Origin of the sequence: uncultured Roseibium sp. (assembly GCF_963675095.2) — a bacterium.
Lineage (GTDB): Bacteria > Pseudomonadota > Alphaproteobacteria > Rhizobiales > Stappiaceae > Roseibium.
This window is the reverse complement of the sequence record NZ_CAXXSJ010000065.1, coordinates 1-17,400: the sequence shown is the minus strand read 5'-3', so window position 1 is coordinate 17,400 and position 17,400 is coordinate 1. Positions and strand designations below refer to the sequence as shown.

Genomic DNA, 17,400 nt, shown 5'->3' with positions numbered 1-17,400 from the left:
GAAACGGCAGATGAAATCAATTGGCTTGCCGCAAAATCCCGAAGATCCGCCGTTCTGGCGGGTCAAGCGTCTGGACGAAATGAACCAGGCGGAGTGGGAATCGCTGTGCGACGGCTGCGCCCGCTGCTGCCTGAACAAGCTGGAAGACTGGGATACCGGCGAAATCGTCTGGACCGATGTCGCCTGCGAGCTGCTCGATTGCGACACCTGCCGCTGCAGGGATTACGAAAATCGGGCCGCAACGGTGCCCGACTGCATTCAACTGACCGTTGAGGAAGTCAATACCCTGACCTGGCTGCCACAAAGCTGCGCCTACCGGCTCGTCCGTGAGGGCAAGGATCTCTACTGGTGGCATCCGCTCGTGTCCGGAAATCCCGACACGGTCCATGAAGCCGGCATTTCCGTGCGCGGCCGCATCGTCAGCGAAACCGGCATGTCCATCGAGGACTACGAGGATCATGTCGTGACCTGGCCAGGCGATGTGCCCGATGCGGCGTCTTCTCGATACGGCAGCTAAGGACGCTCCGCATTCATCAGAAGCGTTTGAAGTCGGGCCGTTCAGGAGCAACAAGTCCAGGGCACTTGCGCACGGGCCTTTCTGTCCCTGAACGACGGCTTCCCCGCGGTAGATCGGGCTGGGAGCCAATCGTGTCATCTCTATTCGTTTTAAGTATTTTTAGCTTTGAAACGAATTATCGTAAGTTGTAATTTTTAGGAGCGGTATATATTCTATATATATTATGGTTACATTTATTAATTCCAGTCTTTTCGCTCATTTAATTAAATTTAAACGAAAAAACGAATATGAATTTCTCTACGGCAGTTCAATGAGGGTATACGCCTGCTGAAAGAAGTTCCTGCGAGAAAAAGGGGGGATTATGCGGTTGAATTCCTTATTTCAAGGCGAAGCGGATGCCATCTGGCAGGCGCTGCAGAAGTCCAACGCGACGATCGAGTTCAAACCGGATGGGACCATCCTCACGGCCAACGAAAACTTTCTCAAGGTCATGGGATACGACCTGGAGGAAATTCGCGGGAAGCGGCACAGCCTGTTCGTCGATCCGGACTATGCGGCCAGCCCGGACTATGACGCATTTTGGGAGGCGCTGAGGCGGGGAGAATTTCAGTCCTCGGAATTTCGCCGCATTGCCAAGGGCGGACGGGAAGTCTGGATTCAGGCATCCTATAATCCCGTGTTCAACAAGGCGGGAAAAGTCGTCAAGGTGGTGAAGATTGCGGTCGATACGACTGCCGAAAAATTGCGTGAAGCCGAAATTCAGGGGCAGATCGATGCGATAAGCCGCTCCCAGGCTGTCATCGAGTTCGAGCTCGACGGCACGATCCTGACCACCAACGACAATTTTCTGTCCGCTGTGGGTTACCGTCTCGATGAGATCAAGGGCAAGCATCACCGGATTTTCATGGACCCTGCGGAAGCCAAGAGTGCGGAATATGGCACTTTCTGGGAAAAGCTGCGCAGCGGGAAATTCCAGTCCGGTGAGTTCAAGCGGATTGGCAAGAACGGCGAGGAGGTCTGGATTCAGGCGACTTATAACCCGATCTTCGACATGGAGGGCAGGCCCCGAAAGGTGGTCAAGTTCGCGACCGACATCACCGAACAGATGAAGGAGCGGCTGCGCCGCCGCAAGGTGCAGGCAGGCATCGACGCGGACCTCGCCTCCATGGCTGATTCCGTAACGCAGACGAACGGTCAGGCGGCAAGCGCCTCCAGCGCATCGACCCAGGCCGCGGCCAGCGTCCAGACGGTCGCGGCGGCTTCGGAAGAACTGGTGGCGTCGATCCAGGAAATCGGCCGCCAGGTGACCCAGGCGATGAGGATCTCCGAAAGCGCGGTCGACAAGGCCGACAGCTCAAGCCGGATCATGTCGCGGCTTGCCGACGATTCCCAGAAGATCGGCGAGGTGATCGAACTGATCGAAAGCATCGCCAATCAGACCAACCTGCTCGCCCTGAATGCCACCATCGAGGCCGCCCGCGCAGGGGAAGCCGGCAAGGGGTTTGCCGTGGTGGCTTCGGAAGTGAAGAGCCTGGCGTCCCAGACCAGCAAGGCGACCGAGGATATCCGGGGTCAGATCGAATCCGTGCAAAGTTCCACGACCCATTCGGAAGAGGCCATTGCCTCCATCCTCGAGATCATCCGCGAACTCCGGGATATTTCTGCAGGTATCGCAACTGCCGTTGAGGAACAGTCGACGGTGACCCAGGAGATTTCCGGCAACATGCAGATGGCCTCGGAAGGCGTGCAGTCGATCACCCAGAACCTGACAGAGATTTCCGGTTCCACGAACAACGTCGAAATGGCCATGAACAAGGTCCGGGACGCGTCCAGGACGCTCGTCTAGGCGTAAGGCCGGCATCGGAGCGTGGGGCTCGTCCGTTTCGGGCCGAAGATAAAAATCCGGACCGCCGATCAGGCTGTCCGGATTTTTTTTGGCGTCAGGGAAGGGGCCGGTTAGCCAGTCGTTTTGAACTGGCTGGGTGCCTTGCAGTAGACCTTCACGATTTCGCCGTCGTGAACGATGCCGGATGTGGCGGCATACTGTTGTCCATGGACCATGCAATAAGACAGGGAATACTGCCCCGGCGCCACCATCCAGTCGAGCGCCGTGTTCCGATTGCAGTCCTGGACCGGTACGGATGCAAGGCACACGGCCACGTAGGCAGTGTACAGCATGTGGTCTGGTCCTGTTTGTTGTGGCGCCGCATGGGAGGGTGCGGTGCATCACGAAATTGATTTTAAGAAAAAATGGAGGCGAGTCGATCCCACAATTATCAAAAACAGGAAATTTGCAGGGGAAGTGATTGGTTTGTTACAAACGCATTGTAAACAAATACGTTTTCAGGAAGTTGAACTGTGGTAATTCTACGAAAGGCAGATTTTTTTATTTCAATCTGTGGTCGAGTCGGCAGCCTGAAGCCAAAAATTCGGGACTGTCTGCCGTACCCGTGGCGATCCACGGCAGGGTAAAACCGGCAAGCCCAGCCCGTTGTCATCCGTGACGGGCAGATACCTCCCGCAAGTTATCAGCTGTCAGCCTGCTTGACCTCCGAGACCGTCTTGAGCGGATCGAAGCTTTCCGCCTGGGCCATCATCCAGTAGGTCGTGAACCCCGGGATGTCTTCGTCTTCGAGCAGCTGCCCCTCCCGCAGCCATGTCATGGCCGCGCTTGCCGGCAACACCTGGCGGTGACCTTCGCGCAGATAAATGAACTCGGGTCGGAATTCCTTCGGGTGGTGAAGACCGGCGGCGGCCGTGAATTCGGCTACGGCTTTCAAGGTGTTGCGGTGGAAGTTGAAGACGCGCGTCGCCTTGTCCGGGACGACCAGCGCCTCCTGCCGCTTCTTGTCCTGGGTCGCGACCCCGGTCGGGCAGCGGTTGGTATGGCAGCTTTGCGACTGGATACAGCCGAGTGCGAACATGAAGCCACGGGCGCAGTTGACCCAGTCGGCGCCGAGCGACAGGACGCCGGCGATGTCGAAGGCGCTGATCAGCTTGCCGCTGGCGCCGATCCGGATATCGTTCCTCAACCCGGTGCCGACCAGCACATTATGCACGAAGGTCAGTCCCTGACGCAGCGGCGTGCCGAGCCGGTTGGTGAATTCCACAGGTGCCGCCCCGGTACCGCCTTCAGCTCCATCGACCACGATGAAGTCGGGTTTGATACCGGTCTTGAGCATGGCCTTGGCGATGGCCATGAATTCCCAGCGATGGCCGAGGCAGAGCTTGAAGCCGACCGGCTTGCCACCGGAAAGCTTTCTCAAGGTGGCGATGAACTCCATCAGCTCCAGGGGTGTGGAAAAGGCGGAATGACCGGCGGGGGAGACGCATTCCACACCGACCGGGATACCGCGGGCTTCGGCGATCTCTTCGGTGACCTTGGGAGCGGGCAGGACGCCGCCGTGGCCTGGTTTGGCTCCCTGGCTGAGCTTGATCTCGATCATCTTGATCTGATCGCTCTTGGCTTGTGCCTCGAATTTCTCCGGATCGAAGGTCCCGTCATCGGCGCGGCAGCCGAAATAGCCGGAACCGAGCTCCCAGATCAGGTCGCCGCCGCCCTGCCGATGGTAGCGCGAGACGCTTCCTTCGCCGGTGTCATGGGCAAAGCCTCCCATCTTGGCGCCGGTGTTGAGGGCCAGGATGGCGTTGGCCGACAGCGAGCCGAAACTCATGGCGGAAATATTGAACAGCGATGCCGAATAGGGCTGGGTGCAGTCCGGTCCGCCGACGGTGACCCGGAAATCGCCGTTGCCGTGCCCGGACGGCACCATGGAGTGGTTCACCCAGGAATAGTCGTCGTCATAGACGTCATATTCGGTGCCGAAAGGGACATTGCCTTCGATATCCTTGGCCCGGTCATAGACCAGGGATCGCCGTTCGCGTGAGAACGGCCTGCCGTCCTGGTTGCTTTCAAAGAAGTACTGCCGCATCTCCGGCCGGATCGCCTCGAACATGAAGCGGAAGTGGCCGATGACCGGATAGTTGCGCAGGATCGAATGACGTGTCTGTACCAGGTCGTGGATGCCGACGACGGACAGGACCGCAACGATCAGGAGCGGCCAGAAGAAATGAATGTTCACTGCCATCATCAGGATGAAGAAGACGGCAGTGAAAACAAGGAGGCCGAGAAAGACGGCATAGCGGGGCTGAAGCATTACGGCGGGATCCTGGCAATCGGTCTTTGATGATGATCCTAGAGGCAAAGTCTTTCGAAAGTGCAACGGTTCCGGTTAACGGACGTCTCCGGCCAGGACGGCTTCCAGCCGGGTTGCGGCTTCATCGACGCCCCCTTCCGCTGCCATTTTTTCCGCGATCCTTGCCGCGGCTTTGGCATAGTCGGGGGTCTCCAGATCCCGCAATGCCCCTGCGAGCTTGTCCGCTGTCAGTTTTTTAGCGCGAAGAGGGGGCGGACCCGCGCCCAACCGTGCCACCTGCCGGCCCCAGTAGGGCTGATCGCCGAAGACGGGGCAAACCAGGCTTGGCCGGCCCCATCTGAGACCTTCGTGGGTGGTGCCGGCCCCGCCATGGTGGACGACGGCCGCGCAATGCGGAAAAAGCCAGGAATGGGGGACCGATTTCAGCACGTGAACCCGCTCCCTGAGCCTCGGCTGCAAGGCTCCGGCCTCAAGTCCGCCCCAACCGAGTGCCACAATCGCCCGGATATCGGTTGCCTCGATCGCGTCAAGGATCGTTCTGGTCAGCTCCGCCGGTTTTCGGCTTGGCATGCTGCCGAAGCCCACATAGACAGGGGCAGGACCGGCATCCAGAAAGGTCGCCAGATCTTTGGGCGGGACGTAATCGGGATCAGGATCCTTGAACCAGTAACCGGTCACGGGATCAGTCGATGGCCAGTCGTCCGAAATGCCCGTCAAGGTCGCACTATAGGCCTGCAGTCTTGGCGCGGGGGCGCCGGAAGGCAGGTGGCCTGACAACAGCCGGTCTGCCGGAAAGTCGGGGGAAAGACGGCCGAGAACCGACTTCAGCGATGGTCGCATGCCTTTGTCAAGCAGGGCAATGAACGCTCGGTGCAGTAGCCGGTTGAGAGCCGGGTCCAGGTTCGGCAGATTGAACATTTGCGGTGGAAAGGCGCCGGTCACGGAAAACAGCGGCTGCATCATGACCGGAATGGCTGGAACCTTCAGGGCGCGCCCGAGCAGCGTGCCTACAACGCCCTTTGGATTGAAGAGGATCAGGTCCGGCCGGGTATCGAGCCCGATCTGCCACAACTCTTCAGCAATCCGGCGCTGGACCTGGAGGCCCCAGCGCGCAATCTTGACCATGCCGACAACGCTGTGCAGGGCCTCTTTGACGTTAGGCTGGGTAACGAGGTCCTCATAATTGAGGGAAACAGGCCGTGACGTTGCGCCTGCCGCGGCGATCATTTCCTCAAACCCCTGACCGCTCGATAGCACTACGTCGTGGCCACTTGCGGCGAGCCGCTGCGCAACGGCAGCGAAGGGTTGCACATCGCCCCGCGTGCCAAGGGTCAGGATCAGGATTTTCTTCTTGGCGGGAGACATTTACAGGCTCACGGAGCAGGTTTGCGGGTGGGAACGGGCATTGGCACCATGCAGGCATACCGGCGGTGGGTGCAACAGCTGCTGGTCCCCACTGTCAAAGGCGACGCGATTTACAGGGTCGGTCCCCGCCAATAGAACGAAGCTGATCAGGACATTTCTGTCCTGACCCTAGCACGCAAGGGCTTGAACAACACCATGCAGACCGTATTCGCGCTTCAGACCCGTGGGGCAGGCCTCTACGAATTCACCGGCACTGTGGCCGGCTGGCTGGAGGGCGAAGGCGCGCGGGACGGTCTGCTCACGCTGTTCGTTCGCCACACCTCCTGTTCCCTGCTGATCCAGGAAAACGCCGATCCGGATGTACAGCGCGACCTGGCTGCGTTTCTGGAACGTCTCGTCCCGCGGGCGGACGATCCGTCCATGGACTATCTGGTTCATACGCTCGAAGGTCCGGACGATATGCCTGCCCATATCAAGGCAGCTCTGCTGCCGGTGTCGCTGTCGATCCCGGTCATGAACGGCAGGATGATGCTCGGTACCTGGCAGGGCATCTATCTGTTCGAACACCGCACCCATCCGCACCAGAGGCAGGTGGTGGCGCATTTCGGCTGAGCTGGCGGAGATGCAGAAGAACGTCCGTGAAGTGGACGTCTCGCGTTAGAGCCAAATTCCGGTCAGCGTCATTTCTGCGAAGAACGCATTTATCCAGGCATAGATGATCGACGCGACCGCCAGAAATATCGCCGGGGCGCGTGCTGCTTTTATCCAGTAGACGAGAAACGCCAGAAAGGCGATTTGAAGCGCCAGAAATGAAGTGAGAAGCGGGTTTGCATCAGGAACTTGATTACGAAAATTTGCTGCGTAGATGCTCAAGGGTATGCAGCTCAACGGTGATATCAGGAACCAAAACAGCTTTTTGTCCGGGTAGCGGAAACAAAGTGCGAATCCAATGATCAGGCCAATGAGGCCTAGGAGAGGAACCCCGACAAATAGGCTATCGACGACAAAATTGGCTGTCATTCAAAACCCGGATTCCGACTTCAGGAGCTTCTGGACAGTCCTTCATTGAACCATCGAAATCAAGTCTTGGTGGGTATGTGGCAGCTACCTGAGAATATGGCGTGGCCATTGAAATAATTGCGTGTCAGGGCCGGTGGGTTTGGCTTGGCGTCTTATCGTTCGTTCGACGGTCCGACCGGGGCGATGGCGGCAAAGGCGACGATGGCGGATGTGATGATGGTTCGGAACATGGGTCTCTTCTCCGTTGATGGAGAGACCTTAGCTGTGATCCGATTCTCCGGCTGTGATGCCTGTCACGACCTTTATGGTTTCGCTTCGCTTGCCGTGTTGAATTGATTCGGCCTCTGAACCAGTTGAATCGGTTTGCCAGCGTGTTGAATCAGTTTTTCAAGTAACGGAAAAAGAGTCGGAAAATCAGGGAGGTGATCAGGGCACTTGAATCACTTCCCGATCGATCTGACTCAGCGGCACTTGAAGTCGGATCTGCAACGGCTTTCACTTTTTGGGGTGGCGGAACGCTTTATCTATCGCTGCGTAAGCTTCGCGCAAGCCGCGGAAGTCACAGTGCAATCAACACACCAGTTGTGTTGCTTATGCCTCCCAAGACTGGCCCGGGTTCTTGATCAAGAGCCCGGCCTTTTTTCGTCCGCAACGATGCGCAAACCGGCTGACCGGATCGGCAATGAAGTGATGCTGCTGAGGAGGAGGAGCCTTTAAGATGCCCCTCTGAAAAAGAGTGGCCCGCGCCGTCGGACGGGGACGACGCGGGCTCCAACACCGGCCTGAAAAGGAGGGGCTCAGGAGCCGGTGCTCTCGCTCGCTGCCAACAGGGCTGCGATCTGGTCTTTCAGATGAAGGCGCTGCTTCTTCTTATCTTCCAGCGCTTCATCAGAGGCCGGTTCGATGTCGGTTTCGATCCGGTGAATTTCGCGGTTCACGTTGTGATATTCGTCAGAGAGCTTGGCGAAATGGGCATTGCTCACCTTCAAGGCGTGCAGCGCATCCGCGTGCTCCGGAAATTCCTCATGCAATTCGTGGGGAACGTGACTCATATACGTTGTCTCCTCTTCGTGTTCCAACATGGCGATGCCGGGTGTGTACCACCTTGAGGCAGATCAAAAAGCAGGTTTTCTAGAAAAAATTTTTGAAAAATGTCTGGCGGGGGCGTCCGGTGTGTCTCCAACCTGAATTTTCGTTGTTCGTCTCTGTCGGAAAAGAACGGTCCTGATAATAAAATCGAACGCGAAGCAGAAATCTGATTGAATGCTTTGGATGTTTTCGAATTGAATTTTCTTACATGGGTAAAAATGGCAACTTTATCTGAGCAAGTGCGTATTATTGTCAATATATGCAAAAAAATATACATATTTCCTTCGGAATTAGGCGCTGATCCATCTTGAGTTAACGCTTCTCCCTTTAGGTTATCTGGCCGGAAGGGCCGGTGTCTCGGGAGTCAGGAATGTTCACCAATTTGCGTCTGTCCGCCAAAGTTCCATTGCTGGTCGTCAGTGTCGCAGCAATTGTCGCGGTAGGAATCGGTGTTGCGAGCTATTTCACGGCGCGTCTTGAACTGAATTCGTTGACGAAGGCACGTCTTGAAGCGGCGGCGACCAGCGGTCGGGATCAGATTACGGATTACCTCCGCAGTATTGAAAGCGAACTGATTCTGATCGCGGAGCACCCCGGTACAGTTGCCGCGGTCAGGGAATGGATCGCGACCTGGCAGCTCTTGGAACAAACGGGCGCCGACCCGTCCGCCGTGCTGGTGAAGGCCTATGCCGAGGACAATCCCTATCCTGCCGGTGAAAAACAGAAACTGGACAAGGCTCAGACCGGCTCCGCCTACGACGATGCGCACGCGAAATTCCACCCCTGGTTCCGACAGTTTCAGGAGGAGCAGGGCTATTACGATGTCTTCCTGTTCGATACGGAAGGGAACCTGCTCTACAGCGTAACCAAAGAGCCGGACTATGCGACCAACTTCCTGATTGGCGGCGGCAAATGGGCGGAAACCGACCTGGGAGCCGTTTACCGGGAGGCATTGGGTGCCGAGCCCGGGAACGGGATTTCCTTCCGGGATTTTGGCCCGTATGACCCAAGCGCGGGTGCCCCGGCCAGTTTCATGGCCCATGCTATCCATGACGAAACGGGAAGGGTGGTCGGCGTTCTCGCCTTTCAGATGCCGATCGACCGTTTCAACGCGCTTCTGTCTCAGAATTTGGGCCTGGGCAAAACCGGCGAAATCGCCCTGGTCGGTGCCGACTTCCTGATGCGCAACGATTCCCCCTTTACCGCGGACGTCAACGACATCCTTCAAACCAGGCTCGACGATGACGTCGTACGGAAAGCGTTCTCCGACAAGGCGGCCTTCGGCTACGGTGCGCTGACCCGCGACACCGAACTGGTCATGGATGCCGAGGCCTTCGTCTACCGGGGTGTCCCCTATGTGATCGTCGCGGCGCAGGCCGTGGATGAAGCTATTGCGCCCGCGTTGGAAATGCGAAACCGAATGTTTCTGGCCGGTGCTCTGTTGTTGAGCATATCCGCGCTGCTTGGGCTGTTTTCTGCTCGTACCATCACCCGCCCGATCAGGGCCGTTGTCGGGGCGATGAACACATTGGCCGCCGGCAAGACGGATATCGATCTTGATGAAGGAGAGCGGACCGATGAGATCGGCGACATGGTGCGTGCCGTCGGCGTCTTTCGTGAAAACGCCATCCAGAGGAATGAGCTGGAAATCAGGGCGCAGAAGGAAAGGGACCGTGAGCGCCAGCGTCAGTCCTATCTGAACCAGGCGATCCAGAGTTTCCGCGAAACCATGTCGAACCGCCTGTCTTCCATGACCGCCCAGGCGGACATGATGCGCCAGAGTTCCACCGTGCTCGATGAAATCACCGAAAGCCTGGCCGGAAAGGCCGGCACGGCGCACTCATCCTCTTCAAGCGCATCGGAGAATGTCGGCACGGTTGCGGCGGCGGCACAGGAAATGGCCGCCATCGTCCGCGATATCGCCGGGCAGACCGACACGACCAGCCGCATCGTGGCGCACACCGTGGAGGCTGCGGAAACGACGAACCGCAATGTCGCGGCACTGTCCGAGGCCGCCCAGCATATCGGCAGCGTGGTCAATCTGATCCGCGACATTGCCTCACAGACCAATCTTCTGGCTCTGAACGCGACAATCGAGGCGGCGCGGGCCGGTGAAGCCGGACGCGGATTTGCCGTCGTGGCGTCCGAGGTGAAGCAACTGGCCGAACAGACGTCCAGGGCGACGGACGAAATTTCCTCTCAGGTCGAGGGGATCCAGAACTCGGTGCACGACGCCGCTTCGTCGATCACCAATATCACCGAAAGGGTCGGTGAAATGCGGGACCTGACCACCGCGGTCGCCAGTGCGGTCGGTCAACAGCAGGCGGCAACGATTGAAATCGCAGAAGCGGCACGGCGCGCTTCGGAGGGAACGAATGACGTTGCTGCGAACATGGACGTGGTTGCCGAGGCCATCCAGCAGACCCGCGGCGAGGCCGGCACGGTGAACACGGCAACCTTCATGGTGGCGGCGTCGGGCAAGAGCCTGGCGTCCGATGTCGAAGGGTTCCTCCAGGAGGTCGCCCGGGACATCGATGACCGACGACAATCCCTCCGCATTGCCAAAACCAGCGCCATCAGCATCATCGACGCATCGGGACACACGAGAAGTGCTCAGGTGATCGACACCAGCCGGACCGGCGCCCAGATCATCGATGTGGACGGGATCGAGGTGGGGGACGAAATTACCCTGATCCTTCCGGATGGGCGCCAGACGCAGGCCCGGGTCGTACGCGGCACGGGCACAGGCATCGGCGTGGAGTTTGTAGAAGCTCTTGCCGAAGACGACCGGTTTCTCGCCGCCTGAGACAGATAGCGTTTTATTGGGACGTCCTGACTTGCTCCTGACAGAAGGCTGTCAGGAGGGGGGCCGTATGTTCACCTCGTCGTCATTCGAACGAGGGACCAACGATGACTTTCAAACCCGATAATTTCACCGTCTGGATCGAATTGCCGGTCACCGATCTGGACAAGGCCACAGCCTTCTATAACGATGTCTTCCAGACCGAGTTGATCAGGGAAGATATGGGCTCCAACCCCATAGCCATGTTTCCGACGGCAGATGGCAAGGGGTGTGCCGGACACCTCTATCCCGGAAAGCCGCCGGCAAAGGGAACAGGCCCGACAGTTCATCTGGCCTGCCCGGACACCCTCGAAGCGACGATGGACCGTTTCGTGAAGGCGGGCGGTGAGATCGTCTCCGATCCGATTGCCATCCCCGCCGGCCGGTTCGCCTATGGCCTCGACCCCGACGGCAACTCCGTCGGCCTGTTCCAGTCGTAAGGAAATAGAGATGAGACGTGCCGACCGCCTGTTTCAGATCGTGCAGTATCTGCGCGGCGGCCGGCTCGTCCGCGCCCGGCAGCTTGCCGAATGGCTTGAAGTGTCCGAGCGCACCATCTATCGCGACATCGCCGATCTGCAGTCTTCCGGCGTTCCGATCGATGGCGAGGCCGGGGTCGGCTATATCCTGCGCGACGGTTACGACCTGCCGCCTCTGATGTTCTCCCGTGACGAAATTGTTGCCCTGGTCGCGGGCGCCCGGCTCATTCGCGCCTGGGGCGGGGCGGACATGGCAAGGGCGGCGGAAGAGGCGCTGATCAAGATCGACGCCGTCCTGCCGGACAAGGCGCGCACCAGAAGCAATCAGGTCGAGGTCCACGCCTTCGCGCCGGAAATGACACCGGAGGTGCGCGAACGGATCGATCGCCTGGAAGAAGCCGCCGATTTGCGCAAGCGCCTGACGCTGGCTTATCTCGACGCGTCCGAGGCGAAGACGGACCGGACGGTGCGCCCTCTGGGGCTGTGGTTCTGGGGCAAGGTGTGGACGCTGGTCGCCTGGTGCGAGCTGCGCGAGGATTTCCGGATGTTCCGCCTCGACCGGATCGCCGGCATGACCGAGACCGGGGATACGTTCCGCCCGGAACCGGGCACGACCCTCAGGGATTTCTATCGGAAGATGGAAGAGACGGGTTATCGCAAGCCCTGAACAATTTTATCCGGCTGAAGCTCCGTGTAGTAGCCGGTGCCGACTTCCCGCAGAAGCTTGCGTTTCATGGCAGCGGCATAATCGTCGAACCCGCTGGCCACCTCGACGAAGGCACCGGGGCCGCGGATGACCCTGTGGCGGTAATAGGCGACCGGATCCGGTTTCGCACCCTTGATCGCCAGTGCGTTGACGACGATCCCCTCGAAGGGAAAGGCGTCATAGGCGCTGGCCGGACCGAAGCCTTCGTTATTGACGCCGTCGCCGGCCACGTCGATGACACGGCGGGCGCATTTCTCAGGTGCCTTGTTCAGATGAACCGCAGCGTATCCGAGTGCGTAACCGAGCGCCGTCGGAAATTCGTTGAAACCCCGTCTGGACCGGGCGAGCTTGCCGGCTGCCGCTTTCGCGCTTTCTTCTCCGTCCAGAAAAGACCAGTCCACCTGAATGACCTGCTGATAGCGACCGCTCCACTCGAAGCTGGAAAACCAGATGCCGCCGACGGCGGAGATTGCGTCGATGACCTCCGGGTCTTGAAGCGCATGGGCCAGCCCCTGAAGCTGAAGCGCGTGTTCGCGGGCATCGACGCTGGAAGAGCCGTCCATCGCGATGATGAGGGCCAGGGGACAGGCGGACACCGGCTTCGGCGCGATTGCGGACAGGAGGCCAGTGAACGCCAGCAGGGCAAGGGACTTGGCGAGAACTGTCCGCCCTGGTCTTTTCCACGAATGCGGCATCAATGGTCTCAAAGCTCCTGTCTGGTCGGCCTTGGGCGCTCCCCCGGCGGAGGGGCCTGACATTTTTTCCGATAGAGAAGCTTAGTGTGGTTTTGCCTGATTGCGCAAACCGGAAGGATTTAAGGTTTGCACGCTGGATGAACCTCGTGTTCATGTTGCATTCAGTTGGCCCCGTCTAAAAAGAAGCCAACATCGCCGGGAAGTCGTGTCGCCGGCGGACAGAAACCGCAACTGAAGGGATATGTCCCTTGAAACGTCTAGTCATCTTTCTGGTCCTTGTGCTCGCCGCAACGGCGCCGGCAAATGCCCAGTGCCTGTCCCAGGCGCAGGCACGCGAAGCCGTGGCAAGCGGAAAGGCCAAGTCGCTCGGGTCGGTCGCAGGGGCCGCGGGCGGCGAAATCGTCAAGGCTGAGCTCTGCCAGCAGGGCGGCGGCTATGTCTATCGCCTGTCCGTAAGGGTAAACGGTCAGGTGGTAACCAGAACCGTAAATGCCAGCCGCTGATATCCGGAGCGAACTCTGTGGCGCGGATCACATATTTCCGCCACAGCTCCGGCTACTGTTCCGCACGGTCCGAATTTTCATGTGAGAAAAGACGTTATGCGAATTCTTGTTGTCGAAGATGATGCCGACCTCAACCGCCAGCTCGTGACGGCGCTGACGGAGGCCGGATATGCGGTCGATACCGCTTATGACGGCGAGGAGGGGCATTTCATGGGCGATACCGAACCCTATGACGCGGTCGTCCTCGATCTCGGCCTGCCGAAGCTCGACGGGTTGTCGGTGTTGGAAAACTGGCGCCGGGACGGTCGGACGATGCCGGTCCTGATCCTGACGGCGCGTGATCGCTGGTCCGACAAGGTGGCGGGCATCGATGCGGGTGCCGACGATTATGTCGCCAAGCCCTTTCACATGGAGGAAGTGCTGGCTCGCGTGCGCGCCCTTGTGCGCCGGGCCGCTGGGCATGCCTCCAACGAAATCACCTGTGGCTCGGTGCGGCTGGATCTGCGCGCCGGGCGTGTCACGGTGGACGGGACGCCGATCAAGCTGACCAGCCACGAATACCGGCTCCTGTCCTACCTGATGCATCACCAGGGCAAGGTGATCTCGCGCACCGAACTGACCGAGCATCTCTACGAGCAGGATTTCGACAGGGATTCCAACACGGTCGAAGTCTTCGTCGGACGGCTGCGCAAGAAAATCGGGTCGGACATGATCGAAACCATCCGCGGTCTCGGCTATCGGCTGGGAGAGGCCGTTGACGGCTGAACCTCAGACCGAGCCTATTCTGGCCGCACCTGTGCGCCAACGGTCTCTTGCCGGACGTCTAGTGCTGTTCGCGGCGGTCTGGTCGACGCTTGCCCTCGTCATTGCGGGTTTCATTCTCGTCGGCCTCTATCGGGCAGCGGGAGAGCGCGCCTTCGATTCTCAGCTGGAAGTCCATCTGAACACGATTATAGGTGAAATGGTGTCGCCCGATACGACCGGCGGCGCCACGCCCGGCGTGCAACGGCCGGAAAGCTTGCCCGAGCCGCGCTTTGCCCTGCCTCTGTCCGGTTGGTACTGGACCGTCCGCAAAGCCGATGAGAGCACCATCCTGTTTGCCTCGCCCTCGCTGGTCGGGGATCCGCTGATCATGCCCCCGCTGGGCACCCAGGAAAGTCTGAGCGGGTTCGCGGAAGGTCCCAGGAAGGAGGAAGTTCGTTTTCTGCAAAGCCGGATCACGATCGAAAACGTGGCTTACGTGATCGCCGTCGCCGCCGAGACGGCCGGTTTCCGCGAGGAGGTCAGCCAGTTCGCACGCCAGGTCGGACTGACGTTGCTGATCTTCGGCGCCGGGCTCGTCGGCGCGATCTTCCTGCAGGTGCGCGTCGGCCTCCGGCCGCTGTCCCGCCTGCGCGCGTCGTTGTCCGCGGTGCGTATGGGCGACGCCGAAAGCATTGATGAAAACCTGCCGCGCGAAATCGCGCCGCTGGCCGTGGAACTCAATGCCCTGATTCTGTCGAACCGGGAGATTGTCGAACGGGCCCGAACCCATGTCGGCAATCTGGCCCATGGCCTGAAAACACCGCTATCGGTGATCGCCAACGAGGCGCGGGCCAATCCGGGTCCGCTCGCCGACAAGGTCGGCGAACAAGCGGCGGTCATGTCGACCCAGATCCAGCATCATCTGGAACGTGCCCGGATGGCCGCGCAGCGGCGGGTCATCGGCGTGTCCTGCGAGGTCGAGCCCGTCCTGAACCGTCTCGTGCGGGCCATGGATAAGATCTATCAGGGGCGTGGCATCGAGGTGGAACCGTCCATCTCCGGCGGAATCCGGTTCCGCGGCGAGCAGCAGGATATGGAGGAAATGGCCGGCAATCTTATCGACAATGCCTGCAAATGGGCGTCCTCTCAAGTGACGGTCACGGTTCGCACGATAAGCGAAGGCGGGTCCGCCAGATCCATGTTCGAACTCGTGGTCGAGGACGACGGTCCGGGCCTGAGCGAGGAGGAACGCAAGGAAGCGGTCAAACGCGGACGCCGTCTGGACGAGACGGTTCCAGGAACGGGGCTGGGCCTGTCGATTGTGGCCGACCTTGCAGCCCTTTACGGCGGGCGATTGGAATTGGACCGTGCCAAAATCGGAGGTCTGAGGACCCGTCTGGTGCTTCCGGCCCTTTAATCGAGATCCGCTCACGCCTATTTTAATTGAGGCGAAACGAATAATGTGGCGAAAATTTACCATTATGGGCCCAGTTAGGCCATAAACTTCGCCTACAACATGATCGCGGGCCGGGTGATTCAGCAAACCGGCCGCAGATCGACGGAGTGATGCATGCGCCTGCGCAACACATCTGTGCTCGTTCTTATCCTGGCCGGCCTGACTGCCTGCAGCAGCACGCCCGGCACGGGAAGCCATGACCTCGGCTTCTGGAGCTCTTCCTCCGGTTCGCCGAATTCGGTCGGACGGAGCGAAGCCGGTGCGGCGATCGCGCTTTTGCAGAGCAACGAGTTCGGCCAGTCGCTGGAAGCCTCCGACCGGAGGGCCGCCGCAGAAGCGCAGCGGCGCGCTTTGCGTGCCAATGGCGTCGGCGTGGCGGTTTCCTGGGAAAACGACAAGACCGGTCGCAGCGGCCAGGTCCGCCCCGGACCGGTCTATCAGGTCAACGATACGTCGTGCCGCGAATTTACCCATGAGATGACCCTGAACGGCGCCGTGATGACGGCCCGTGGCACGGCCTGTCAGGAAGATGACGGCTCATGGCGCACCCTGAGTTGAACCCGCAAGTTCGATAAAAATCGCTCTCATTTTGGGTAAAACCATCCGGGTTTAACCGGGTGTTCCGTTAAGTTATTGCACCAAAAGCAACTTTCAGTCCCGCTTTGCGAAAGTGATAAGGAATCCTTCAACCTTTGTTTAAGCGTTCTGCCTTTAGGGTGCGATGTAATCGGAATAGTCCGGCCGATCGCGGATCATGACTGAAACGGAATTGCTGACCAACAAGATCACCACATACCTGCAGGGGCTTAGTCCGCAGGCCGTGGAAAATCTTGTCCGCAAACTGGAGAAGTCCAGGGATTCCGGATTGAAAGATCCTCACCTCGAACTGATCCTGGCCGCCTCCTTGCAGCTTCTGCGCGATCCGAGGGAGGCAGAGGCAGCGGTTGCTCGCGGCGGCGCGCTTCGCCGCAATCAGGTTCAGCGGATGTTCTTCACGCCGCTCGAAGAATTCCTGATCAATGAGAACCTTCCCAACCGGCAGGAGGGCCGGGTCTACCGGCCGCATTTGGACCGCGTCTGGCAATGGATCGGTCGGGATGTGCTTCCGGGCGACGTCAGACGGGTTCTGGAGGAGGCTGAAAAGGAAACGGTCAGCGAGGAACGGCTCGACAATTTCGTCCACGCGCTGCGCCGGCGGGCCGTTGATGCCGTCGGCTCCGCCCTGGAACGCATAGATCTGTCCGACAAGGAACGCCGCCGCCTGTCCATCGAGATGGGTGGAGAGCGCGGCATTGCGGATCTGAAAGACATTCACAAGATCCTGGCTGCCGAACGCTGGCTGATGCCGTTCCTGAATATGGTGCCGGAAACCCTCAGCGAGAACCGCATCAAGGTCGACACCGATGTGCTTAATCTGGTCGACAAATGTTCGGCGAAATATCCCGACCATATTTCGGTCGTCGCAGCCGCCCTTCTGGAGAGGGCGGATACACCGTCGGCGCTTTGCACATTCGCCGGCCGGCTCGCCCGGACGGACGATCCGAAGCTGATAAGCGCTTCGCAATTCGCTCCCTTCGTCGACGTCGTCATGAGCGAGGCCGAACGGCTGAACGTTCTGGCGCTGGAGCACCGGAAAAACAATCCGGATCCGGTCGCTTTCTCCCAGGCGCTCTCCGAATACCACAGCCTCGTGCGTGGCGTGGAACTGGACATGGACCTGTCCCAGACAGGCGATTGGCACAAGCGGCTTTCGGGCACGAAACGCAATATCTCCGAAGTGGTGACCCGCGAACTGAACAATGCCCACGGCGCCGTGCGCCGGGCGCT

The 17,400-nt window shown here is 59.4% G+C and carries 17 protein-coding genes; 11 read left to right on the top strand and 6 right to left on the bottom strand.

Translation table 11 applies throughout. From position 1 onward, the window contains the following. Positions 1-10 precede the first annotated feature (10 nt). Both ABIN98_RS25860 and ABIN98_RS25855 read left to right on the top strand, forming a co-directional pair. The gene (locus tag ABIN98_RS25860; RefSeq protein WP_346914600.1) at positions 11-517 is read left to right on the top strand and encodes a YcgN family cysteine cluster protein; all 507 of its coding nucleotides are present in this window, start codon (positions 11-13) and stop codon (positions 515-517) included. A 361-nt stretch (positions 518-878) separates the two neighbouring features. Further along, positions 879-2,363 carry a PAS domain-containing protein gene (locus ABIN98_RS25855; RefSeq protein ID WP_394701625.1) on the top strand — a complete coding sequence of 495 codons (1,485 nt, stop codon included), beginning with the start codon at positions 879-881 and terminating at the stop codon, positions 2,361-2,363. A 110-nt stretch (positions 2,364-2,473) separates the two neighbouring features. On the opposite strand, the gene ABIN98_RS25850 is transcribed toward ABIN98_RS25855, so the two are convergent. From ABIN98_RS25850 to ABIN98_RS25840, 3 genes are all read right to left on the bottom strand, one after another. Further along, on the bottom strand, positions 2,474-2,695 hold the full coding sequence (locus tag ABIN98_RS25850) for a hypothetical protein (protein ID WP_346914596.1): 222 nt from the start codon (positions 2,693-2,695) through the stop codon (positions 2,474-2,476). 350 nt (positions 2,696-3,045) lie between these two features. Continuing rightward, positions 3,046-4,674, bottom strand: coding sequence for an FMN-binding glutamate synthase family protein (locus ABIN98_RS25845; protein ID WP_394701624.1), 1,629 nt, complete (start codon positions 4,672-4,674; stop codon positions 3,046-3,048). A gap of 75 nt (positions 4,675-4,749) precedes the next feature. Continuing rightward, positions 4,750-6,039 (bottom strand): glycosyltransferase, encoded by a 1,290-nt coding sequence (locus tag ABIN98_RS25840; RefSeq protein WP_346914594.1) that lies wholly within the window; start codon positions 6,037-6,039, stop codon positions 4,750-4,752. A gap of 195 nt (positions 6,040-6,234) precedes the next feature. Here ABIN98_RS25840 and ABIN98_RS25835 point away from each other — a divergent pair, with 195 nt between their 5' ends. Continuing rightward, positions 6,235-6,651, top strand: a complete 417-nt coding sequence (locus tag ABIN98_RS25835; RefSeq protein WP_346914592.1) for a secondary thiamine-phosphate synthase enzyme YjbQ — start codon at positions 6,235-6,237, stop codon at positions 6,649-6,651. 45 nt (positions 6,652-6,696) lie between these two features. Here ABIN98_RS25835 and ABIN98_RS25830 read toward each other — a convergent pair whose 3' ends face one another. Together ABIN98_RS25830 and ABIN98_RS25825 are read right to left on the bottom strand one after the other, a co-directional pair. Next, complete coding sequence (locus tag ABIN98_RS25830; RefSeq protein WP_346914590.1) at positions 6,697-7,059, bottom strand: hypothetical protein; 363 nt, start codon at positions 7,057-7,059, stop codon at positions 6,697-6,699. Positions 7,060-7,856: 797 nt separating this feature from the next. Next, entirely contained in the window at positions 7,857-8,111 is a 255-nt protein-coding gene (locus ABIN98_RS25825; protein ID WP_346914588.1) for a YdcH family protein, read from the bottom strand. 407 nt (positions 8,112-8,518) lie between these two features. Between ABIN98_RS25825 and ABIN98_RS25820 the strand changes: the two genes are divergently transcribed. From ABIN98_RS25820 to ABIN98_RS25810, 3 genes are all read left to right on the top strand, one after another. Further along, positions 8,519-10,954 carry a methyl-accepting chemotaxis protein gene (locus ABIN98_RS25820; RefSeq protein ID WP_346914586.1) on the top strand — a complete coding sequence of 812 codons (2,436 nt, stop codon included), beginning with the start codon at positions 8,519-8,521 and terminating at the stop codon, positions 10,952-10,954. A 104-nt stretch (positions 10,955-11,058) separates the two neighbouring features. After that, entirely contained in the window at positions 11,059-11,430 is a 372-nt protein-coding gene (locus ABIN98_RS25815) for a VOC family protein (RefSeq protein WP_346914584.1), read from the top strand. A gap of 10 nt (positions 11,431-11,440) precedes the next feature. Further along, on the top strand, positions 11,441-12,136 hold the full coding sequence (locus ABIN98_RS25810) for a YafY family protein (protein WP_346914582.1): 696 nt from the start codon (positions 11,441-11,443) through the stop codon (positions 12,134-12,136). Here ABIN98_RS25810 and ABIN98_RS25805 read toward each other — a convergent pair. Further along, complete coding sequence (locus ABIN98_RS25805; RefSeq protein ID WP_346914624.1) at positions 12,121-12,870, bottom strand: DUF1194 domain-containing protein; 750 nt, start codon at positions 12,868-12,870, stop codon at positions 12,121-12,123. The genes ABIN98_RS25810 and ABIN98_RS25805 overlap by 16 nt on opposite strands. Positions 12,871-13,118: 248 nt before the next feature. On the opposite strand from ABIN98_RS25805, the gene ABIN98_RS25800 reads away from it, so the two are divergent. The 5 genes from ABIN98_RS25800 to ABIN98_RS25780 form a co-directional block, all read left to right on the top strand. Further along, positions 13,119-13,373 (top strand): hypothetical protein, encoded by a 255-nt coding sequence (locus ABIN98_RS25800; protein WP_346914580.1) that lies wholly within the window; start codon positions 13,119-13,121, stop codon positions 13,371-13,373. Positions 13,374-13,469: 96 nt separating this feature from the next. Further along, positions 13,470-14,138, top strand: coding sequence for a response regulator transcription factor (locus ABIN98_RS25795; protein ID WP_346914578.1), 669 nt, complete (start codon positions 13,470-13,472; stop codon positions 14,136-14,138). Next, a complete protein-coding gene (locus ABIN98_RS25790; protein WP_346914576.1) occupies positions 14,128-15,534 on the top strand; it encodes an ATP-binding protein in 1,407 nt (468 codons plus the stop codon). Before ABIN98_RS25795 ends, ABIN98_RS25790 begins: the two co-directional genes overlap by 11 nt. Positions 15,535-15,687: 153 nt before the next feature. Then, on the top strand, positions 15,688-16,131 hold the full coding sequence (locus tag ABIN98_RS25785; RefSeq protein WP_346914574.1) for an RT0821/Lpp0805 family surface protein: 444 nt from the start codon (positions 15,688-15,690) through the stop codon (positions 16,129-16,131). A gap of 196 nt (positions 16,132-16,327) precedes the next feature. Further along, positions 16,328-17,400, top strand: a 1,073-nt coding sequence (locus ABIN98_RS25780; RefSeq protein WP_346914572.1) for a hypothetical protein, incomplete at its 3' end; no start/stop codon positions are given.

Bases quoted from the DNA above. Each gene is read 5' to 3' on its own strand.
- ABIN98_RS25860 (WP_346914600.1), top strand. From the start codon at position 11: ATGAAATCAATTGGCTTGCCGCAAAATCCCGAAGATCCGCCGTTCTGG.
- ABIN98_RS25855 (WP_394701625.1), top strand. From the start codon at position 879: ATGCGGTTGAATTCCTTATTTCAAGGCGAAGCGGATGCCATCTGGCAG.
- ABIN98_RS25850 (WP_346914596.1), bottom strand. From the start codon at position 2,695: ATGCTGTACACTGCCTACGTGGCCGTGTGCCTTGCATCCGTACCGGTC.
- ABIN98_RS25845 (WP_394701624.1), bottom strand. From the start codon at position 4,674: ATGCTTCAGCCCCGCTATGCCGTCTTTCTCGGCCTCCTTGTTTTCACT.
- ABIN98_RS25840 (WP_346914594.1), bottom strand. From the start codon at position 6,039: ATGTCTCCCGCCAAGAAGAAAATCCTGATCCTGACCCTTGGCACGCGG.
- ABIN98_RS25835 (WP_346914592.1), top strand. From the start codon at position 6,235: ATGCAGACCGTATTCGCGCTTCAGACCCGTGGGGCAGGCCTCTACGAA.
- ABIN98_RS25830 (WP_346914590.1), bottom strand. From the start codon at position 7,059: ATGACAGCCAATTTTGTCGTCGATAGCCTATTTGTCGGGGTTCCTCTC.
- ABIN98_RS25825 (WP_346914588.1), bottom strand. From the start codon at position 8,111: ATGAGTCACGTTCCCCACGAATTGCATGAGGAATTTCCGGAGCACGCG.
- ABIN98_RS25820 (WP_346914586.1), top strand. From the start codon at position 8,519: ATGTTCACCAATTTGCGTCTGTCCGCCAAAGTTCCATTGCTGGTCGTC.
- ABIN98_RS25815 (WP_346914584.1), top strand. From the start codon at position 11,059: ATGACTTTCAAACCCGATAATTTCACCGTCTGGATCGAATTGCCGGTC.
- ABIN98_RS25810 (WP_346914582.1), top strand. From the start codon at position 11,441: ATGAGACGTGCCGACCGCCTGTTTCAGATCGTGCAGTATCTGCGCGGC.
- ABIN98_RS25805 (WP_346914624.1), bottom strand. From the start codon at position 12,870: ATGCCGCATTCGTGGAAAAGACCAGGGCGGACAGTTCTCGCCAAGTCC.
- ABIN98_RS25795 (WP_346914578.1), top strand. From the start codon at position 13,470: ATGCGAATTCTTGTTGTCGAAGATGATGCCGACCTCAACCGCCAGCTC.
- ABIN98_RS25785 (WP_346914574.1), top strand. From the start codon at position 15,688: ATGCGCCTGCGCAACACATCTGTGCTCGTTCTTATCCTGGCCGGCCTG.